This is a genomic window from Microbacterium immunditiarum, from assembly GCF_013409785.1.
GTDB lineage: Bacteria > Actinomycetota > Actinomycetes > Actinomycetales > Microbacteriaceae > Microbacterium > Microbacterium immunditiarum.
Genome location: NZ_JACCBV010000001.1, coordinates 3,417,272 through 3,433,728, shown reverse-complemented (window position 1 = coordinate 3,433,728; position 16,457 = coordinate 3,417,272). Strand labels below are relative to the sequence as shown.

Genomic DNA, 16,457 nt, shown 5'->3' with positions numbered 1-16,457 from the left:
TGCTTCCGATGTCGCGACTGGCGTTGAGGTGGACCCACCACCGGGGAGCGACCGTCACGGCACCGACCGCACGCCTGGGCCGGGCCTCAGAACACCGTCGCTGGGCGACGGCGCTCGAAACCGAGTTCTGCCCCTACGCCAGGAGAATGCCTTGACCGACTCGTCCTTCAACGCCCCGCTCGCCGAGGTCGATCCCGAGATCGCCGACGTGCTCGAGCGCGAGCTGCAGCGCCAGCGCTCGTATCTCGAGATGATCGCCTCCGAGAACTTCGTGCCCGTCTCGGTCTTGCAGTCGCAGGGGTCCGTGCTCACGAACAAGTACGCCGAGGGGTACCCGGGTCGCCGGTACTACGGCGGCTGCGAGGTCGTCGATGTCGCCGAGGAGCTCGCGATCGCGCGCGCCAAGGCGCTCTTCGGCTCCGAGTTCGCGAACGTGCAGCCGCACTCGGGCGCGAGCGCGAACGCCGCCGTCCTGCATGCGATCGCGCGCCCGGGCGACACGCTCCTCGGGCTCTCGCTCGACCAGGGCGGCCACCTCACGCACGGCATGAAGGCGAACTTCTCCGGCCGCCTGTACGAGATCGTCGCCTACGGCGTCGACCCTGAGACGTCGATCATCGACATGGACGAGGTGCGCCGCCTCGCGCTCGAGCACCGCCCGAAGGTCATCATCGCGGGCTGGTCGGCATATCCGCGGCAGCTCGACTTCCCGCGGTTCCGCGAGATCGCCGACGAGGTGGGCGCGTACCTGTGGGTGGACATGGCCCACTTCGCGGGCCTCGTCGCGGCGGGCCTGCACCCGAGCCCCGTGCCGCACGCGCACGTCGTCTCGTCGACGGTGCACAAGACGATCGGCGGCCCGCGCTCCGGCTTCATCCTCACGAACGATCACGCGATCGCGAAGAAGATCGACTCGGCGGTGTTCCCCGGCCAGCAGGGCGGTCCGCTCATGCACGTGGTCGCAGCGAAGGCCACCGCGTTCAAGCTCGCCGCGACCCCCGGGTTCCGCGAGCGGCAGGAGCGCACGGTGCGCGGCGCCGCCATCATCGCCGACCGCCTGTCGCAGGCCGACGTTCGCAGCGCGGGCATCGCCGTCCGCTCGGGCGGCACCGACGTGCATCTCGTGCTCGTCGACCTGCGCGAGGCCGCGATCGACGGCAAGCAGGCCGAGGACCTCCTGCACGAGATCCGCATCACGGTCAACCGCAACGCGGTGCCGAACGACCCGCGTCCGCCCATGATCACGTCGGGTCTGCGCATCGGCACGCCGGCGCTCGCGACGCGCGGGTTCGGCGACGTGGAGTTCGCCGAGGTGGCCGACGTCATCGCGCTCGCGCTGCAGCCGGGCGCCCACCTCGAGGCGCTGCGCGGCCGTGTCGCGGCCCTCGCCGACGCGTTCCCGCTGTACCCGGGCCTGCAGCAGTAGGGTCGCGGGCGCGCGAATCCGTCTTCCGAAGGCCGGGAATCGCACTTGCGCTCGCGAATACCTATGGGCATAGTGATTCAGTCATCACGACGAGGAGTGCACATGACCGCGAAGAAGCTGGACGGTGTCGCCACGGCGGCGGCCATCAAGGAAGAGCTGCGCGCCCGCGTCGCGGCGCTCCGAGAGCGCGGCGTCGTGCCGGGACTGGGGACGCTGCTCGTCGGCGACGACCCCGCATCGCGCTCGTATGTCACCGGCAAGCACCGCGACTGCGAAGAGGTCGGCGTCGCGTCGATCTCGGTCGAGCTGCCGGCCACCGCCTCGCAGGGCGAGATCGCCGAGGCCGTGCGCGGCCTCAACGAGAATCCCGACGTGACCGGCTTCATCGTGCAGCTGCCGCTTCCTGCGGGCATCGACGAGAACGCGATCCTCGAGCTCATCGACCCCGACAAGGACGCCGACGGCCTGCACCCGACGAACCTGGGCCGCCTCGTGCTGGGCGTGGACCCGAAGACTGCGATCGACGCACCGTTGCCCTGCACGCCGGCAGGCGTGGTCGAGCTGCTCGCGCGCAACAGCGTGCCGATCGCGGGTCAGCACGTGACCGTGATCGGTCGCGGCATCACGGTCGGCCGCCCGCTCGCGCTGCTGCTGACCCGCAAGGGCACGGATGCCACCGTCACGATCACGCACTCGCGCACGCCCGACCTCGCCGACCAGGTGCGCAAGGCCGACATCGTCGTGGCGGCGGTGGGCCAGCCCCACCTCGTGCAGGCGGACTGGGTCAAGCCCGGCGCCGCCGTGCTCGACGTGGGCGTCACACGCGTCGGCACGACCGAGTCGGGCAAGGCGAAGCTCGCGGGCGACGTCGACCCCGCCGTCGGCGACATCGCCGGGTGGCTGTCGCCGAACCCGGGCGGCGTGGGTCCCATGACGCGCGCGATGCTCGTCTCCAACGTCGTCGAGGCGGCGGAGCGTCAGGCCGGCGGCTCGCCCGGCACCGTGCTCTGACCGATCCGCCGACGACCGGTCAGTCGGCGCGGCGCGCATGCACCGCGTCGAGCGCTGCCTGCGCGCCGAGCGTCGGCGAGATCGCGACGAGCCCGCGGTAGAGCTTCTCGAGCGCGTCCACGTCGAGCACCCCTGTGCGCGCCCGATCGCAGTGGACGGCCTGGATCGCAGCCTCGAGCTGGAACCGCCCGAGCGGCCGACCGAGGGCGGATGCCCGCCGCAGCAGCGACTCGCCCTCGGCGATGAGCTCGTGCGACCAGGTCGACGGGTCCTGCTCGTCGAGGGGAGGCCAGGGGTGCACGGTGCGAGCCGGTGCTCGCGCCTGCGCGAATGTGAGGAGAGCCGCGAGGCCCCACGCCTCCGGCTCGACCCGCAGGAGGTCCGCTGTGAGGACGGCGAGCCAGCGCGCCTCGTCGGCGATGGATTCGCGCACGCGGTCGCCCTGGTCGAGCCAGTCGATCGCGTACGCGCCGTAGATCGCCTCGAGCACCGCGGGAAGGCGCTCGGGCATGTCCGCGCGGGTCGGCAGCGCAAACGGGATGCCGGCGTCGCGGATGCGCCGCTTCGCGCGCACGAGCCGCTGGGCCATCGCCGCGGGCTCGACGGCGAATGCCCGTGCGATCTGCGCCGCGTCGAACCCCAGCACCGCCTGGAGCATGAGCGGCGTGCGCACGGCGGGGTCGATCGCCGGATGCGCGCACGCGAAGAGCAGCTCGAGGCGCTTGTCGGGGATCGACTCGGTGCGCTCGGCGAGGGTCGCGGCATCCGTCCCGCCGAGGATCCGCTCGGCGTCGAGCGGCATGCTCGTGCGGTGCGCGGCGGAGCGCAGCAGGTCGCGGAGCCGATTGCGGGCCACGGTGAGCAGCCAGCCTTCCGGGTTCGAGGGGACGCCCGACTCCGGCCACGTGCGCAGCGCCCGCTCGAACGCGTCCGAGAGGGCGTCTTCGGCGAGGGTGAGATCGCGCGTGGGCGCGGCCAGGAGTGCGACGAGACGACCGTAGGCGCCGCGCGCCGCGCGCTCGGCGGCGGCGCGCGCACGCGCGGTGTCGTCCGTCACGCGAAGGGCGTCCACTCCCCGTCGACGAAGCGGGTCGCGGTCGGGCGGATCTCGATCGGACCCCACCCGACCGACGGAGCGCGCTTCGCCCACTCGATCGCGGCGTCGAGGTCGGGCACGTCGATCACGAACGTGCCGCCGAGCTGCTCCTTCGTGTCGGCGTACGGCCCGTCCTGCACGCGCAGCGCGCCGTCGGCCGGCCGCAGGGTCGTGGTCGCCACGGACTGCTGAAGCACCTCCGCGGAGCGCAGGATCCCGGCCTCGTCGAGCGCCTTCGCGTACTCGTCGAAGGCGCGCATGCCCTCGGCCCAGCCATCTTCGCCCGTGTCCTCGGCGGTCATCTCCGGGTAGTGGAGCAGGAGTGTGTAGCGCATGATGCGTCCTTTCGGTCGTTCTCGACCTTGTGACGATCGAGCTCGCGCTGAATCGACACGACCTTGCGAGACGCGTCAGAGCTCGTCGAGCATGCGGCGCTGCTCGTCGGTGAGACCGTCCTTGAGCTCGCGGCGGGCCGCCTGCGACTCGGGACTGGGAGGAACGGCGGATGCGGCATCCGCCCCGCCGACCTGCGTTCCCGTCGCCCTGTCGACCAGCGCGCCCGCGTGCGACTCGGCGCGCGAGGCGATGAGCTCATACACCCACCACCCCGCCGCGAGGATGATCGGCGGCAGGATGTACCCGAACGGGTTGAGCCCGATGCGCACGCCCGTCAGCAGCACCGTGCCGATCCACACGATGAACGCGATCAGCAGCACGATGCCGACCTCGACGAGGAACTCGCCGGCCTTCGTGCGACCGCCCGCGCTCTTGGCCGCGCGGGCACGGAACCAGCTCGTCAGCGCGGGGCGCACCCACATCGTGAGGAGCGTGAGCACGATGCCGGCCCACAGCGCCGACCAGCCCACGCGGGCCGGGGTCAGCCATCCGATGACGAGCAGGACGAGGATGTTGAACGCGAGGAGCACGACGAAGCGCACGATCCACTTCTTCATGTCCTCAGCGTGCCACGTCCCCGGGCCGATCGGGAGATCGATCTCGCTCACCTGATCGAGACGAGCTCCGTGACGTCGTCGTCCGGAAGGACGTCGGCGACCGCGGTGACGGTCACCTCGACGAGATCCGCACGTCCGCTCACGACGTCGAGGAACGCGGTGTCGGCCGCGTCCCGCCCCGTCGCGATCCGCACGAGGGTCGACCGCGGGGCGAGGGTCGTCGCGTCGAGCGCGCGCCACGCGCCATCGACCCATGCCTCGGCGACGGCATGGAAGTCCATCGGATCCAGGCCCGGGGCATACACCGCGGCCATGCGCGCGGGCACGCCCAGCGACCGCAGCAGCGCGACGCACAGGTGCGCGTAGTCGCGGCACACGCCGCGGCGGGCGAGCAGCGTGCGGGCGGCCCCGTCGGTCGGCAGGCTGGACCCGCTCACGTACGCGAGGCGCGTGCCCACCCACGAGGACACCGACGCGAGCAGGTCCTCCGGCCCGGCGATGCCCCGGAACTCGGCACCGGCGGTCGGGGCGAGGGCATCGGACTCGGCGTAGCGGCTCGGCCGGAGGTAGACGAGCCGCTCGGTCTCGGTGGAGTCGTCGGCCCCGCCGTTCCCCTCGATCGTCGCGGAGTAGTCGAGCTCGAGGCGGCCGGCTCCGGCGCGGACGCGGTGCAGCCGGGTGCCGTGGGCGTCGGGAACCTCGGATGCCTCGACCGCCGCCCCGTCGAGCGTCACCACGAGCGACTCGGCGACAGGCGCGTAGTGCCGCGACACCGCGATCGCGAACACGAGGTCCGCGGGCTCGGTGATGTCGAGGACGATGCGGCATCCGACGTCCCTCTGCATGGGTTCAGCATGGCAGGGGCCACCGGGCCGGAGGGGACGCTTGACGTCGGACTCGCGAGCCCCTACGCGTGGCTCAGTAGGACGCGCGCTCGGTGTCGTCCGCCGCGGGGATGAACGTCGCCGCGAGCGCTTCCGACCCGCGCGCGAGCAGTGCGACATCGGCCCCGACGAGGGCGAAGGACGCACCCGCCTCGAGGTACGACCGCGCGACGGCCGGGTCGAACGCGTTGACCCCGACGGGCTTGGCTGCCGCGCGCACCGCCGCGAACGTGCGCTGCACGGTCGCGACCACATCGGGGTGCGACTGCTGGCCGAGAAGCCCCATCGACGCGGACAGGTCGGACGGCCCGACGAAGACCCCGTCGACGCCGTCGACCGCGGCGATGTCGGCCGCGGCATCCGCCCCTTCTGCCGTCTCGATCTGCACGAAGACCGAGACGTGCTCGTCGGCGTTTGCGAGGTAGCCGTCGACGCGGTTCCAGCGGGCGGAGCGCGCGAGCGCCGACCCGACCCCGCGGCGGCCGCGCGGGGGATACCGCACGGCCTCGACGACCGCGCGCGCCTCATCGCCCGACGACACCATCGGCACGAGCAGGTTCTGCGCGCCGAGGTCCAGCACCTGCTTGATCGTGACGACGTCGCCGATCGGCACGCGCACGACGGGGGTCACCGGGTACGCGGCGACCGCCTGCAGCTGAGCGAGCACCGACTCGAGGCTGTTGGGGGAGTGCTCCATGTCGACGAGGAGCCAGTCCAGCCCGGCGCCCGCGCAGATCTCCGCCACGAGGGGGCTGCCCGACGACACCCACATGCCGATCAGGGGGCGGTCGGCGGAGGCGAGACGATCGCGGAAGGTCGGGTTCAGACGAAGCGGCATTCGATGACTCCCATGGGTCCGTAGTCGCACAGCACGCTATCGTCCCGCTCGACCCACACGGGGCGCGTGAACGAGCCGGCGAGGATGATCTCGCCCGCCTCGAGCCGTGCGCCGTGCTGGTGGAACTTGTTCGCGAGCCATGCGACGCCCGTCGCGGGGTGGCCGAGGACGCCCGCCGCGACGCCCGTCTCCTCGATCTCGCCGTTGCGGCTGAGCACACCGGGGACCCACCGCAGGTCGATCTCATCGGGGCGCTTGCGCACGTCTCCGAGCACCATCGCGCCGTACGCGGCGTTGTCGGCGATCGTGTCGACGATCGTGCGGCCCTCGAGCTCGATGTGCGAGTTGAGGATCTCGAGCGCCGGCACGGCGTAGTCGATCGCGGCGAGCGCATCCTCGAGCGTGCAGTCCGGACCCTCGAGCGGCTCCTTCAGCACGAACGCGAGCTCGACCTCGATGCGCACGTTCGAGAAGTGGTCGACCGGGATCTCGGCGCCTGTCGGGTACACCGTGTCGTCGAACATCACGCCGTAGTCCGGCTCGGTGATGCCCGTCGCCTGCTGCATCGCCTTCGACGTGAGGCCGATCTTGCGGCCGACGAGCCTCCGTCCCACGGCGAGCGCCTTGTCGCGCCACACGCCCTGGATCGCGTACGAGTCCTCGACCGTCGCCTCGGGGTGGCGCGCCGTGATCCGCGGGATCACGCCGTGCGTGCGATCGGCCTCGGCGAGCTCCTCCGCGATCGCGGCGATGACCTCAGGCGGCAGCATCCGGTTCTCTCCTTCCTCGCTTCGCTCGCTCAGCGACCGGGGGTGCGTTCGACCTACAGCTGGTGGCCGAGCTTGTACTCGCCCTGCTTCCAGCTCGGCAGCTCGTCCGCCGTGTCGTCCGGGCGGGTGTACGAGAAGCCGTCGGCGCCGATCGTCACGGCCATCTCGGACTCGTCGGTGCGCGCGACGACGGGCTGCGGGTTGCCGTCGAGGTCCAGCACGAGCGAGGCCTCGGTGTACCACGACGGCACGACCGGGTTGCCCCACCAGTCGCGGCGCTGGTTGTCGTGCACGTCCCACGTGACGACCGGGTTGTCGGGGTCGCCCGTGTAGTAGTCCTGCGTGTAGATCTCGACGCGGTGGCCGTCGGGGTCGCGCAGGTACAGGTAGAACGCGTTCGACACGCCGTGGCGGCCGGGGCCGCGCTCGATCGCGTCGGAGCGGCGCAGCGCACCGAGCTTGTCGCAGATCGCGAGGATGTTGTGCTTCTCGTGGGTCGAGAACGCGACGTGGTGCATCCGCGGGCCGTCGCCGCCGGTCATCGCGGTGTCGTGCACCGTGGGCTTGCGACGCATCCACGCGGCGTAGACCGTGCCCTGCTCGTCCTGGATGTCCTCGGTCACGCGGAACCCGAGGTCCTGCATGAACCGCGTCGCGCGCGGCACGTCGGGCGTCACCTGGTTGAAGTGGTCGAGCCGCACGAGGGCGCCGGGCGTGTACAGGTCGTACCGCCATGCGAGCCGCTCGACGTGCTCGGTCTCGTAGAAGAACTCGTACGGGAATCCGAGCGGGTCGACGACGCGCACCGAGTCGCCGATGCCCTTCGTGAAGCCCTCCGGGCTGCGGCGCACGTCGCACCCGAGCTCGGTGTAGAACGCGACGGCCCGATCGAGATCCTCGGGAGTGCGCACGCGGAAGCCGAAGACGGCGACAGCCGCGACCGGGCCCTGGCGCAGCACGAGGTTGTGGTGGATGAACTCCTCCATCGACCGCAGGTAGACGGTGTTCTCGTCCTCCTCCGTCACGACGAGATCGAGCACGTCGACGTAGAACTCGCGCGACGCGGCGAGGTCGGTCACGACGAGCTCCATGTACGCGCAGCGCAGGATGTCGGGTGCCGGGCTCGACGGCGTAGGGATGGGGTTGTCGGTGTGGATCGGCGCCTCCTGGCTCACGAAGAAGCCGGAGGAGGTGCGGGTCATCTGATCGCGGTCGGTCATTTCTCAGCGTCCTTGCGTTGTGTCTCTGGCGGAGCCGGATGCGGCGGCTCAGCCCTCTTCGGATTCGGCGGCGTCGGCCTGCTCGGTGGCCGGCGTGGACTTGCCGAAGGTCGGGTTGTGCACCGCCCCGAGCGTGATGTGCACGGCCTGCTGGTGCGTGTAGAAGTCGATCGAGCGGTAGCCGCCCTCGTGGCCGAGGCCGGAGGCCTTGACCCCGCCGAACGGAGTGCGGAGGTCGCGCACGTTGTTCGAGTTGAGCCACACCATGCCCGCGTCGATCGCCTGCGCGAAGTTGTGGGCGCGCTTGAGGTCGTCGGTCCACACGTACGCCGCGAGGCCGTACTTCACGCCGTTGGCGAGCTCGAGGGCCTCTTCGTCGGTGTCGAACGGGGTGATCGCGACGACCGGGCCGAAGATCTCCTCCTGGAAGATGCGCGCGTCGCGCGGCACGTCGGCGAACACCGTGGGGGCGACGTAGTTGCCCGTCGGGAACCCTTCGGGGCGACCGCCGCCGGCGACGAGGCGCCCTTCGGACTTGCCGATCTCGATGTAGGACATGACTTTCTCGTAGTGCTCGGGGTGCACGAGCGCGCCGACCTCGGTCGCAGGATCCTGCGGGTCCCCGACAACGACGCGCTTCGCCTGAGCGGCGTACCGCTCGACGAACTCGTCGTAGATGTCGCGCTGCACGAGGATGCGCGAGCCCGCGGTGCAGCGCTCGCCGTTGAGGGAGAACACCCCGAAGATCGTCGCGTCGACGGCGGCCTCGAGGTCGGCATCCGCGAAGACGATCGCCGGCGACTTGCCGCCCAGCTCCATCGACAGGCCCTTGAGGAAGGGGGCGGCGTTGCCGAAGATGATCTGCCCCGTGCGGCTCTCGCCCGTGAACGAGATGAGGGGCACATCCGGATGCTTCACGAGCGCGTCGCCCGCCTCTTCGCCCAGTCCGTTGACGAGGTTGAACACGCCCGCCGGCAGCCCGGCCTCCTCGAAGATGCCCGCCCACAGCGACGCCGAAAGCGGGGTGAACTCGGCGGGCTTGAGCACGACGGTGTTCCCCGTCGCCAGTGCCGGGCCGAGCTTCCAGGACTCGAGCATGAACGGCGTGTTCCACGGCGTGATGAGGCCGGCGACGCCGATGGGCTTGCGGTTGACGTAGTTGATCTGGCGGCCGGGCACCTTGTAGGTGTCGTCGGCCTGCGCGACGATCAGGTCCGCGAAGAAGCGGAAGTTCTCGGCGGCGCGCCGCGCTTGACCGAGGGCCTGTGTGATCGGCAGGCCCGAGTCGAACGACTCGAGCTCGGCGAGGCGCGCGTCGCGGGACTCGACGATGTCGGCGATGCGGTGCAGGATGCGGGAGCGCTCGCGCGGCAGCATCCGCGGCCACGGTCCTTCGTCGAAGGCGCGCTTCGCGGCGGCGACGGCCAGGTCGATGTCGGCCTTCTTGCCCGCCGCCGCCTGCAGGTACACCTCATTGGACACGGGCTCGAGCACGTCGAACGTGCCGCCGTCGGTCGAGTCGACGAACCGGCCGTCGATGTAGTGCTGGATGCGGTCGGGGAGGTCGGCGGGCACGCGGCGCGTGGCCAGGGCGGTGTCGGTCATGGGGTCCTCCATGGGTGGGGTCAGAAAGCGGGGAGTCCGAGCACCTCGTCGGGGTGCTCGTGGATCATGTAGGCGTCGAGCGTGGCCGACCGATGCCGGCGGGCGGCCTTCTCGATGTCACCGAGCGGCGCGCCCTTCTCGATGAGGTTCACGATGTCCTCGTGCTCCTGCACCGACTCCTGGGCGCGGCCGGGGACGAAGCTGAAGGTGGAGTCGCGCAGGTGGCCGAGGCGTCCCCATTCGGCCTCGACGAGCTCCAGCAGGCGAGGATTCGCGCACTTCTCGAACAGCGTCGAGTGGAACTCCTGGTTGAGCCGCGTGAACGCCCGGGGGTCGAAGTAGTCGAGCGTCTCGATCATGAGCGCGTTGACCTCGCGCGCGCGTCGCAGGTCCTCGGTCGTGAGACGACGTGCGGCGAGCGCGGTCGCGGCGCCCTCGAGGATCGAGAGCGCCTGCATGCTGAACCGGTACTTCGAGTCGTCGACCATCGACACGCGCGCGCCGACGTTGCGCTCGAAGGTCACGAGCCCCTCGGCCTCGAGCTGGCGGATGGCCTCGCGCACCGGCACGACGCTCATGTCGAGCTCGCCGGCGATGGTGCCGAGGACGAGCCGGTAGCCGGGTGTGTACTCCTGCCGGGCGATGCGGTCCTTGACCCAGTGGTACGCGCGCTGCGACTTGCTCTGGGCCGACGGCTCGGCTCGCTCGGCGGAGCCGTCTCCGCCTGATGTCCGGCCCTGCCGCACAGTGCTCATCGTGCCTCCTCGTCGGATGCCGCGCGGCGCGCGGTCTCTGCCTCGTACCGGGCGCGCCACTCGGCGTTCATCGGGAACAGCCCGTCGACCGCGTGCCCCTCCGCGACGCGGGCGGCGATCCACGCGTCCTCGTCCTCCTGGGCGAGCGCCGCGTCGGCGACCTCCTCGGCGAGGGCGGGCGGGATCACGATCACGCCGTCGGCGTCGCCGACGATGACGTCGCCCGGCTGCACCGTGGCCCCGCCGCACGCGATCGTGAGGTCCGCATCCCACGGCACGTGCTTGCGACCGAGCACCGCGGGGTGCGCGCCGACCGTGTAGACGGGGATGCCGACGGCCTTCACGGCATCGAAGTCGCGCACGCCGCCGTCGGTCACGATTCCGGCCGCGCCGCGCGCGTGGGCGCGGATCGCGAGGACGTCGCCGAGCGTGCCCGCTCCCGCCTCGCCGCGCGCCTCGATGACGATGACCTCGCCCTCGCCCACGGCGTCGAACGCGCGCTTCTGCGCGTTGTAGCCCCCGCCGTGGCTCTTGAACAGGTCTTCGCGGTTCGGCACGTAGCGCAGTGTGCGGGCGGTGCCGACGAGCTTGGCCGACGGATGCAGCGGCCGAACTCCGTCGATCGTCACGTTGTTCAGGCCGCGCTTTCGCAGCTGCTGCGAGAGCCCCGCGACAGGGGCCTTCTCGAGCTTCGTGCGCAGTTCGGAGGAGAGCGAGGCGGCACCGGCGGCAGGAGATGATTCAGGCGTAGGACGATCCGCGCCGGATCCTCCTGCGGCGGGACCATCTCCTACGCCCGGTGCGGCCGGCACGAGCTCGGGAGCGCCCCACGCCTCGGCGCGCTGCGTGTCGTCGACGGACGGGAGCGATCCGACGCTCGCGTCGAAGCCCGGGCCCGAGCCCTCGGACACGGTCGTCACGAGACGACCCGAGGCGGGGGCGCCCGGGGCATCCGGTGCGTCCACCTCGACCTCGACGACGTCGCCGGGACCGACGACCGACGACCCCGCCGGTGTTCCGGTGAGGATCACATCGCCCGGCTCGAGCGTGAAGTGCTGCGACAGGTCGGCGACGAACTGCGCGAGCGGGAAGATGAGGCCGGCGGTCGTGTCGTCCTGCACGAGCTCGCCGTTGACCCACGTGCGCAGGCGGATCGCCGCGGGGTCGAGCGCGCGCGCGTCGATGAGGCGCGGGCCGATGGGCGTGAACCCGTCTCGGCCCTTCGAGCGGACGTTGGAGCCCTTGTCGTTGGCGCGCAGGTCGTACAGGCCGAAGTCGTTCGCGGCGGTGATCCAGCCGACGTGTCGCCACGCGTCGTCGAGCGAGACGCTCCGCGCGGCGGTGCCGATCACGAGCGCGATCTCGCCTTCGAAGGCGAGGAGCTCAGTGCCGGCGGGGCGCTCGATGAATCCGCCGGATGCCGCGACGGAACTCGACGGCTTGAAGAAGTACGACGGATCGGCGGGGCGGCGGCCGCGCTGCTCGGCGCGCGATGCGTAGCTGAGGTGCACCGCTATGATCTTGCCCGGCCGGACGGGGAGGGCGAAGAAGCGAGGGTCGGTGCCGTGCGCTTCCTGATGCGTCTCGATCATGAGCCTCCTCGCTCGGGGTGATATCTGAAATCGTATATGATCCGGTGAGCTTGAGCAACGATCGTTCGCGCGAAGACATCATCCGCGCGCTGGGCGACAAGCCGCGAGGCATCCGGCGCTTCGACAATGGGACCCGTTCCCGACCGTCGAAGGAGACCCGCGATGTCCGACACCCGACTCCAGACGCATCTGCTCGATCGCGTCCAGGCCGCCCCCGGAGAGGGACGCGAGATCCCGGATGCCGCGACCCGCGCCGTCATCGGCAGGGCTCCCGTGCACGGTCTCGCCGACCTCGACGCCGCCGTCGCGCGCGCGAAGGCGGCGCAGCCCGCGTGGGAGGCCCTGGGGCATGCCGAGCGCTCCGGCCTGCTGCTGGCCGCAGCCGACGCGATCGCCGCCAACGCCGAGGAGCTCGCCCACCTGCTGTCCCGCGAACAGGGCAAGCCGCTGGACGGACCCAACGCGCGCTTCGAGGTGGGCGCGTGCTCGGCGTGGCTGCGCACCGCGGCGACGACGCCGCTCGAGCCGGAGGTCGTCTTCGACGACGGCGTGGTGCGGGCGGAGCTGCACTACCGCGCGATCGGAGTGGTCGGGGCCATCGGCCCGTGGAACTGGCCGCTTATGATCACGATCTGGCAGATCGGCCCAGCGCTGCGCATGGGCGACACGGTCGTCGTCAAGCCCAGCGAGTACACGCCGCTGAGCGTGCTCGCATTGCTCGCCGTGCTCAACGAGGTGCTTCCGCCGGATGTGCTCATCGGCGTCTCGGGCGACCGTGAGGTGGGTGCGCGTCTGGCATCCCACCCCGACATCGGGAAGGTGATGTTCACGGGATCGACCGCGACCGGCCGCCGCATCGTCGAGGGCACTGTGGGCAATCTCGCGCGGCTGACCCTGGAACTTGGCGGGAACGACGCCGGGATCGTGCTGCCGGGTGCGGATGCGACGGCGATCGCGAAGGACCTGTTCTGGGGCGCGTTCATCAACACCGGCCAGACGTGCGCCGCGCTCAAGCGTCTGTATGTCCACGACTCCGACTACGAGGAGGTTCTCTCGGCGCTCGCGGAGGTCGCCCCCGGTATGCCGATGGGGATCGGACTCGAGGAAGGCAACGTGCTCGGGCCCCTGCAGAATCGGAAGCAGTTCGACATCGTCTCGCGTCTTGTGGAGGACGCGCGGTCGCGCGGTGCGCGGATCGTCACGGGCGGGTCGCCCGCGACCGAGCTGGGTGAGCTCTTCTACCCCGTCACGATCGTCGCCGACGTCACGGACGGAGTGCCTCTCGTCGATGAGGAGCAGTTCGGACCCGTCCTGCCCGTCATCCGCTACACCGACATCGAGGACGCGATCCGCAGCGCCAACCGGCTCGATGCGGGGCTGGGCGCATCCGTGTGGGGCGACCGTGAGCAGGCGCGCCGCGTCGCCGCCCGACTCCAGGCCGGCACCGTGTGGATCAACTCTCACGGCGGCGTGCATCCGATGATCCCGTTCGGAGGCGTGAAGGGCTCCGGATACGGCCTCGAGTTCGGAGTCGAGGGGCTCAAGGCCGTCGCCGTGCCCCAGGTGATCAACGGCTGACCGGCCGCCGTGGCTCGACGCCTGGTCACGATCTGCGCGGGACTTGTCGGCGAGTGCGCTCTCGACACGAGGGCGTTCCGCCGGAGCATCCGCCGCCCTAGCGTTCAGAACAGCCGCGCAACGCGGCCCACCCGAGGAGGACGAATGACAGACATCGGCATCGTCGGCGCCGGCACCGCAGGCCTTCATCTGGGTCTGCTGCTGCGCCGACACGACATCCCGGTCACCATCTACACCGACCGGTCGGCTGACGACGTACGCGGCGGCCGGCTCCCCAACAGCGTCGCCCACCACGCCGTCACCGTCGCCCGCGAACAGGAGCTCGGCGTCGACCACTGGCCGGTCGAGGAGTACGGGTACGGATGCCACCACCACTTCGTGGGCGGCCCGAACCTCTTCTACCGCGGCGATTTCGTCTCGCCGTCCCGAGCGGTCGACTATCGCATCTACCAGCCCGCCCTCATGGGCGACTTCGAGGATCGCGGGGGCCGGATCGAGATCCGCTCGGTCGAAGCTGACGACCTGGGCTCGCTCGCCGCGAGGCACGACGCCATCATCGTCGCGTCGGGCAAGCGATCCCTCGGAGAGTTCTTCGGCATCCGGGCCGAGAAGTCACCCTACGCGAAGCCCATGCGCCGGCTGATGGTGGGGCTGTGGACGGGCGTGGCGCGAACCGAGCCCCACGGCGTCACCCTCAGCATCGCGCCCGGGCACGGGGAGCTCATCGACATCCCGATCTACTCGTTCGCCGGTCACGTCAACGCGCTCCTGTTCGAGAACGTGCCGGGCGGCGACACCGAGGTACTCGCCGACGCGCGCTACGAGGACGATCCCGAAGCGTTCCGGCGACTCGTGCTCGACAAGCTCCGGATGCATCACCCGACCGTCTTCGAGCGCGTGGACGAGAGCGCATTCCAGCTCACGAGCACCCAGGACCTGCTCCAGGGTGCCGTCACGCCGGTCCTTCGCAATGACTATCGCGTGCTCGATGACGGCACGGTCGTCATCGCGGCTGGCGACGTCCACTCCGTGCTGGATCCCGTCGTCGGGCAGGGCGCGAACTCGGCGTCGTACTCGGGTTACACCGTTGGCGAGGAGATCCTCGAGGACCGCGGCTTCGGCGAAGACCTCGGGCGTCGCGCGGCGGAGCGCCGTCGCGAGCGCATCGAGGCAGTCAGCGACTGGACCAACCTCATGGTGCAGCTGCCCCCGGCGGATCACATCATCCAGCTCCTCGGGGCGATGAGCCAGGACAAGGCGCTCTGCGACGAGTTCACGGAGAACTTCAATCATCCCGTCCGTCAATGGCGCGACGTGGTCGGGTCGCCTGAGATCGCCGCCGCGGCGATCGCGCGTCACGCCCATGAAGGGGAGCCCGCTCATGCATAAGCTCTTGGTCCTCTACCCCGAGCCCGTCGATCGCGCCGCGTTCGAGCGCCACTACCGCGACGTGCATCTGCCGTTGTGCGCGCGACTGCCCGGGCTCGTCGACATGGCGTTCGCCCTGGGCGTCGACGAGCCCGACGGCGGGCCCTACTTCGCCGTCTTCGAGGCGACTTTCGCTTCCGCCGAGGCGCTCGGCGCCGCGCTCGCGTCACCCGAGGGGCAGGCGGTTCAGGCCGACGTCCCCAACTACGCGACAGGCGGGGCGGTGGTCGTGCCGTTCGCGGCGGAGCGGCCCGTCACAGTATGAGCACCGAGACGGCCCCGTCAATCGGCGGGTCGCGCCGCGATCGCCGCGGAGGCGCGGTAAGCCGTCGGCGATGTGCCGGCGTGCGCCCGGAAGACCTTGCTGAAGTGCGACGCGTCGACGAAACCCCACGACGCCGCGATCGCGGCGATCCCCTCGGCGCCGCGACGCGGGTCGATGAGGTCGCGCCGAACGTGCTCGAGGCGCCGCTCGCGCACCCACTGCGACACGGTCGTCTCGCGCCGTTGGAAGAGCGTGTGCAGGTATCGCGTCGAGATGTAGTTCGCTGCGGCGATCCTCTCAGGTCCGAGGTCGGGATCGCGCAGGTGGTCGTTGATGTACGTGTCGATGCGGAAGAGGAGCTCGGCCGCGGGGTCGGCCCACGTCCCGCCGCGCAGCTCGCTGCCGACCATCGTCGCGATGAGGTCCATGGTGTTGTGCGTGATCCGCAGCCCCGTCGGGCCGTCCAGCGTCGGCAGCGCGGACGCGAGGCCGGCGAGGAAGTGGCTGACCGCGCGGGCGAAGCCCTCCTCCCCGCGGATGCGGATCGCGGTGAGCTCCCGCAGCATCTCGGGGTCGGCGTCGATCATGCGGTGCGGGAACATCACCACGACCGCAGCGAGGTCGGCGCCGAACTCGAGCGTGTAGGGACGGCTCGTGTCATACAGGACGATGTCGCCGGGCGTGAGCGCGGCAGTGCGGTCGTCCTGGATGAGCAGGCCGGTGCCCGCGAGCTGGAGCGTGAGCTTGACGTAGTCGCCCGGCGACGTGGCGATGTGGGACGGCGTCCGCTCGACGGCGTGCGGCGTCGCCCGGATCGTCGAGAACAGCACGCCGTCGCTCACGCGGCCCTCGAGACGCGCGCGGAAGTCGGAATGCCCCGGCGTGTGGACCGTCAGGGGGACGAAGGACCGCGAAACGGCGTCCTGCCAGCGCGCGATCTCGGTCGTCGTCTCCTGCACGGCGAGCGGAGCGGATCCGGCCATGGCGTGCCTCGTCTCATCGTGGGTCGAGTCGCGTCGGCCGCGCTGCGTGGGCG

16 protein-coding genes and 1 riboswitch are annotated in these 16,457 nt (G+C 70.9%); of the genes, 5 read left to right on the top strand and 11 right to left on the bottom strand.

The genetic code is table 11. The features are described 5' to 3' along the window. The first annotated feature begins 3 nt into the window (after positions 1–3). Positions 4–87, top strand: a riboswitch (ZMP/ZTP riboswitch). Positions 88–151: 64 nt separating this feature from the next. Then, the gene (gene glyA / locus BJ991_RS16000; RefSeq protein ID WP_179491627.1) at positions 152–1,426 is read left to right on the top strand and encodes a serine hydroxymethyltransferase; all 1,275 of its coding nucleotides are present in this window, start codon (positions 152–154) and stop codon (positions 1,424–1,426) included. 102 nt (positions 1,427–1,528) lie between these two features. Beyond that, entirely contained in the window at positions 1,529–2,437 is a 909-nt protein-coding gene (locus tag BJ991_RS15995; RefSeq protein WP_179491625.1) for a bifunctional methylenetetrahydrofolate dehydrogenase/methenyltetrahydrofolate cyclohydrolase, read from the top strand. A 19-nt stretch (positions 2,438–2,456) separates the two neighbouring features. On the opposite strand, the gene BJ991_RS15990 is transcribed toward BJ991_RS15995, so the two are convergent. From BJ991_RS15990 to BJ991_RS15945, 10 genes are all read right to left on the bottom strand, one after another. Further along, positions 2,457–3,494 carry a DUF6596 domain-containing protein gene (locus BJ991_RS15990; RefSeq protein WP_179491623.1) on the bottom strand — a complete coding sequence of 346 codons (1,038 nt, stop codon included), beginning with the start codon at positions 3,492–3,494 and terminating at the stop codon, positions 2,457–2,459. After that, complete coding sequence (locus BJ991_RS15985; RefSeq protein WP_179491621.1) at positions 3,491–3,868, bottom strand: YciI family protein; 378 nt, start codon at positions 3,866–3,868, stop codon at positions 3,491–3,493. Before BJ991_RS15985 ends, BJ991_RS15990 begins: the two co-directional genes overlap by 4 nt. 75 nt (positions 3,869–3,943) lie before the next feature. Beyond that, positions 3,944–4,537 carry a hypothetical protein gene (locus BJ991_RS15980; protein WP_343048802.1) on the bottom strand — a complete coding sequence of 198 codons (594 nt, stop codon included), beginning with the start codon at positions 4,535–4,537 and terminating at the stop codon, positions 3,944–3,946. Next, positions 4,534–5,331, bottom strand: coding sequence for a transglutaminase-like domain-containing protein (locus BJ991_RS15975; RefSeq protein ID WP_179491619.1), 798 nt, complete (start codon positions 5,329–5,331; stop codon positions 4,534–4,536). The genes BJ991_RS15980 and BJ991_RS15975 overlap by 4 nt, the downstream gene beginning before the upstream one ends. Positions 5,332–5,404: 73 nt before the next feature. Then, positions 5,405–6,208, bottom strand: a complete 804-nt coding sequence (locus BJ991_RS15970) for an HpcH/HpaI aldolase family protein (protein WP_179491617.1) — start codon at positions 6,206–6,208, stop codon at positions 5,405–5,407. Then, positions 6,193–6,978: a 2-keto-4-pentenoate hydratase gene (locus tag BJ991_RS15965; protein WP_179491615.1), complete on the bottom strand. Its 786-nt coding sequence runs from the start codon at positions 6,976–6,978 to the stop codon at positions 6,193–6,195. Before BJ991_RS15965 ends, BJ991_RS15970 begins: the two co-directional genes overlap by 16 nt. Before the next feature lie 53 nt (positions 6,979–7,031). After that, positions 7,032–8,198, bottom strand: a complete 1,167-nt coding sequence (gene hpaD / locus BJ991_RS15960) for a 3,4-dihydroxyphenylacetate 2,3-dioxygenase (RefSeq protein WP_179491613.1) — start codon at positions 8,196–8,198, stop codon at positions 7,032–7,034. A gap of 48 nt (positions 8,199–8,246) precedes the next feature. Then, entirely contained in the window at positions 8,247–9,803 is a 1,557-nt protein-coding gene (hpaE, locus tag BJ991_RS15955) for a 5-carboxymethyl-2-hydroxymuconate semialdehyde dehydrogenase (protein WP_179491611.1), read from the bottom strand. Between the two features lie 20 nt (positions 9,804–9,823). After that, complete coding sequence (locus BJ991_RS15950; protein ID WP_179491609.1) at positions 9,824–10,558, bottom strand: GntR family transcriptional regulator; 735 nt, start codon at positions 10,556–10,558, stop codon at positions 9,824–9,826. Continuing rightward, positions 10,555–12,150 (bottom strand): fumarylacetoacetate hydrolase family protein, encoded by a 1,596-nt coding sequence (locus tag BJ991_RS15945; protein WP_179491607.1) that lies wholly within the window; start codon positions 12,148–12,150, stop codon positions 10,555–10,557. Before BJ991_RS15945 ends, BJ991_RS15950 begins: the two co-directional genes overlap by 4 nt. Positions 12,151–12,312: 162 nt before the next feature. Between BJ991_RS15945 and BJ991_RS15940 the strand changes: the two genes are divergently transcribed. From BJ991_RS15940 to BJ991_RS15930, 3 genes are all read left to right on the top strand, one after another. Further along, positions 12,313–13,728: an aldehyde dehydrogenase family protein gene (locus tag BJ991_RS15940; RefSeq protein ID WP_179491605.1), complete on the top strand. Its 1,416-nt coding sequence runs from the start codon at positions 12,313–12,315 to the stop codon at positions 13,726–13,728. Between the two features lie 144 nt (positions 13,729–13,872). Continuing rightward, entirely contained in the window at positions 13,873–15,117 is a 1,245-nt protein-coding gene (locus BJ991_RS15935) for a styrene monooxygenase/indole monooxygenase family protein (RefSeq protein ID WP_179491603.1), read from the top strand. Further along, positions 15,110–15,421, top strand: coding sequence for an EthD family reductase (locus BJ991_RS15930; protein WP_179491600.1), 312 nt, complete (start codon positions 15,110–15,112; stop codon positions 15,419–15,421). The genes BJ991_RS15935 and BJ991_RS15930 overlap by 8 nt, the downstream gene beginning before the upstream one ends. Before the next feature lie 17 nt (positions 15,422–15,438). Here BJ991_RS15930 and BJ991_RS15925 read toward each other — a convergent pair whose 3' ends face one another. After that, the gene (locus tag BJ991_RS15925) at positions 15,439–16,404 is read right to left on the bottom strand and encodes an AraC family transcriptional regulator (RefSeq protein ID WP_179491598.1); all 966 of its coding nucleotides are present in this window, start codon (positions 16,402–16,404) and stop codon (positions 15,439–15,441) included. Positions 16,405–16,457: the final 53 nt, after the last annotated feature.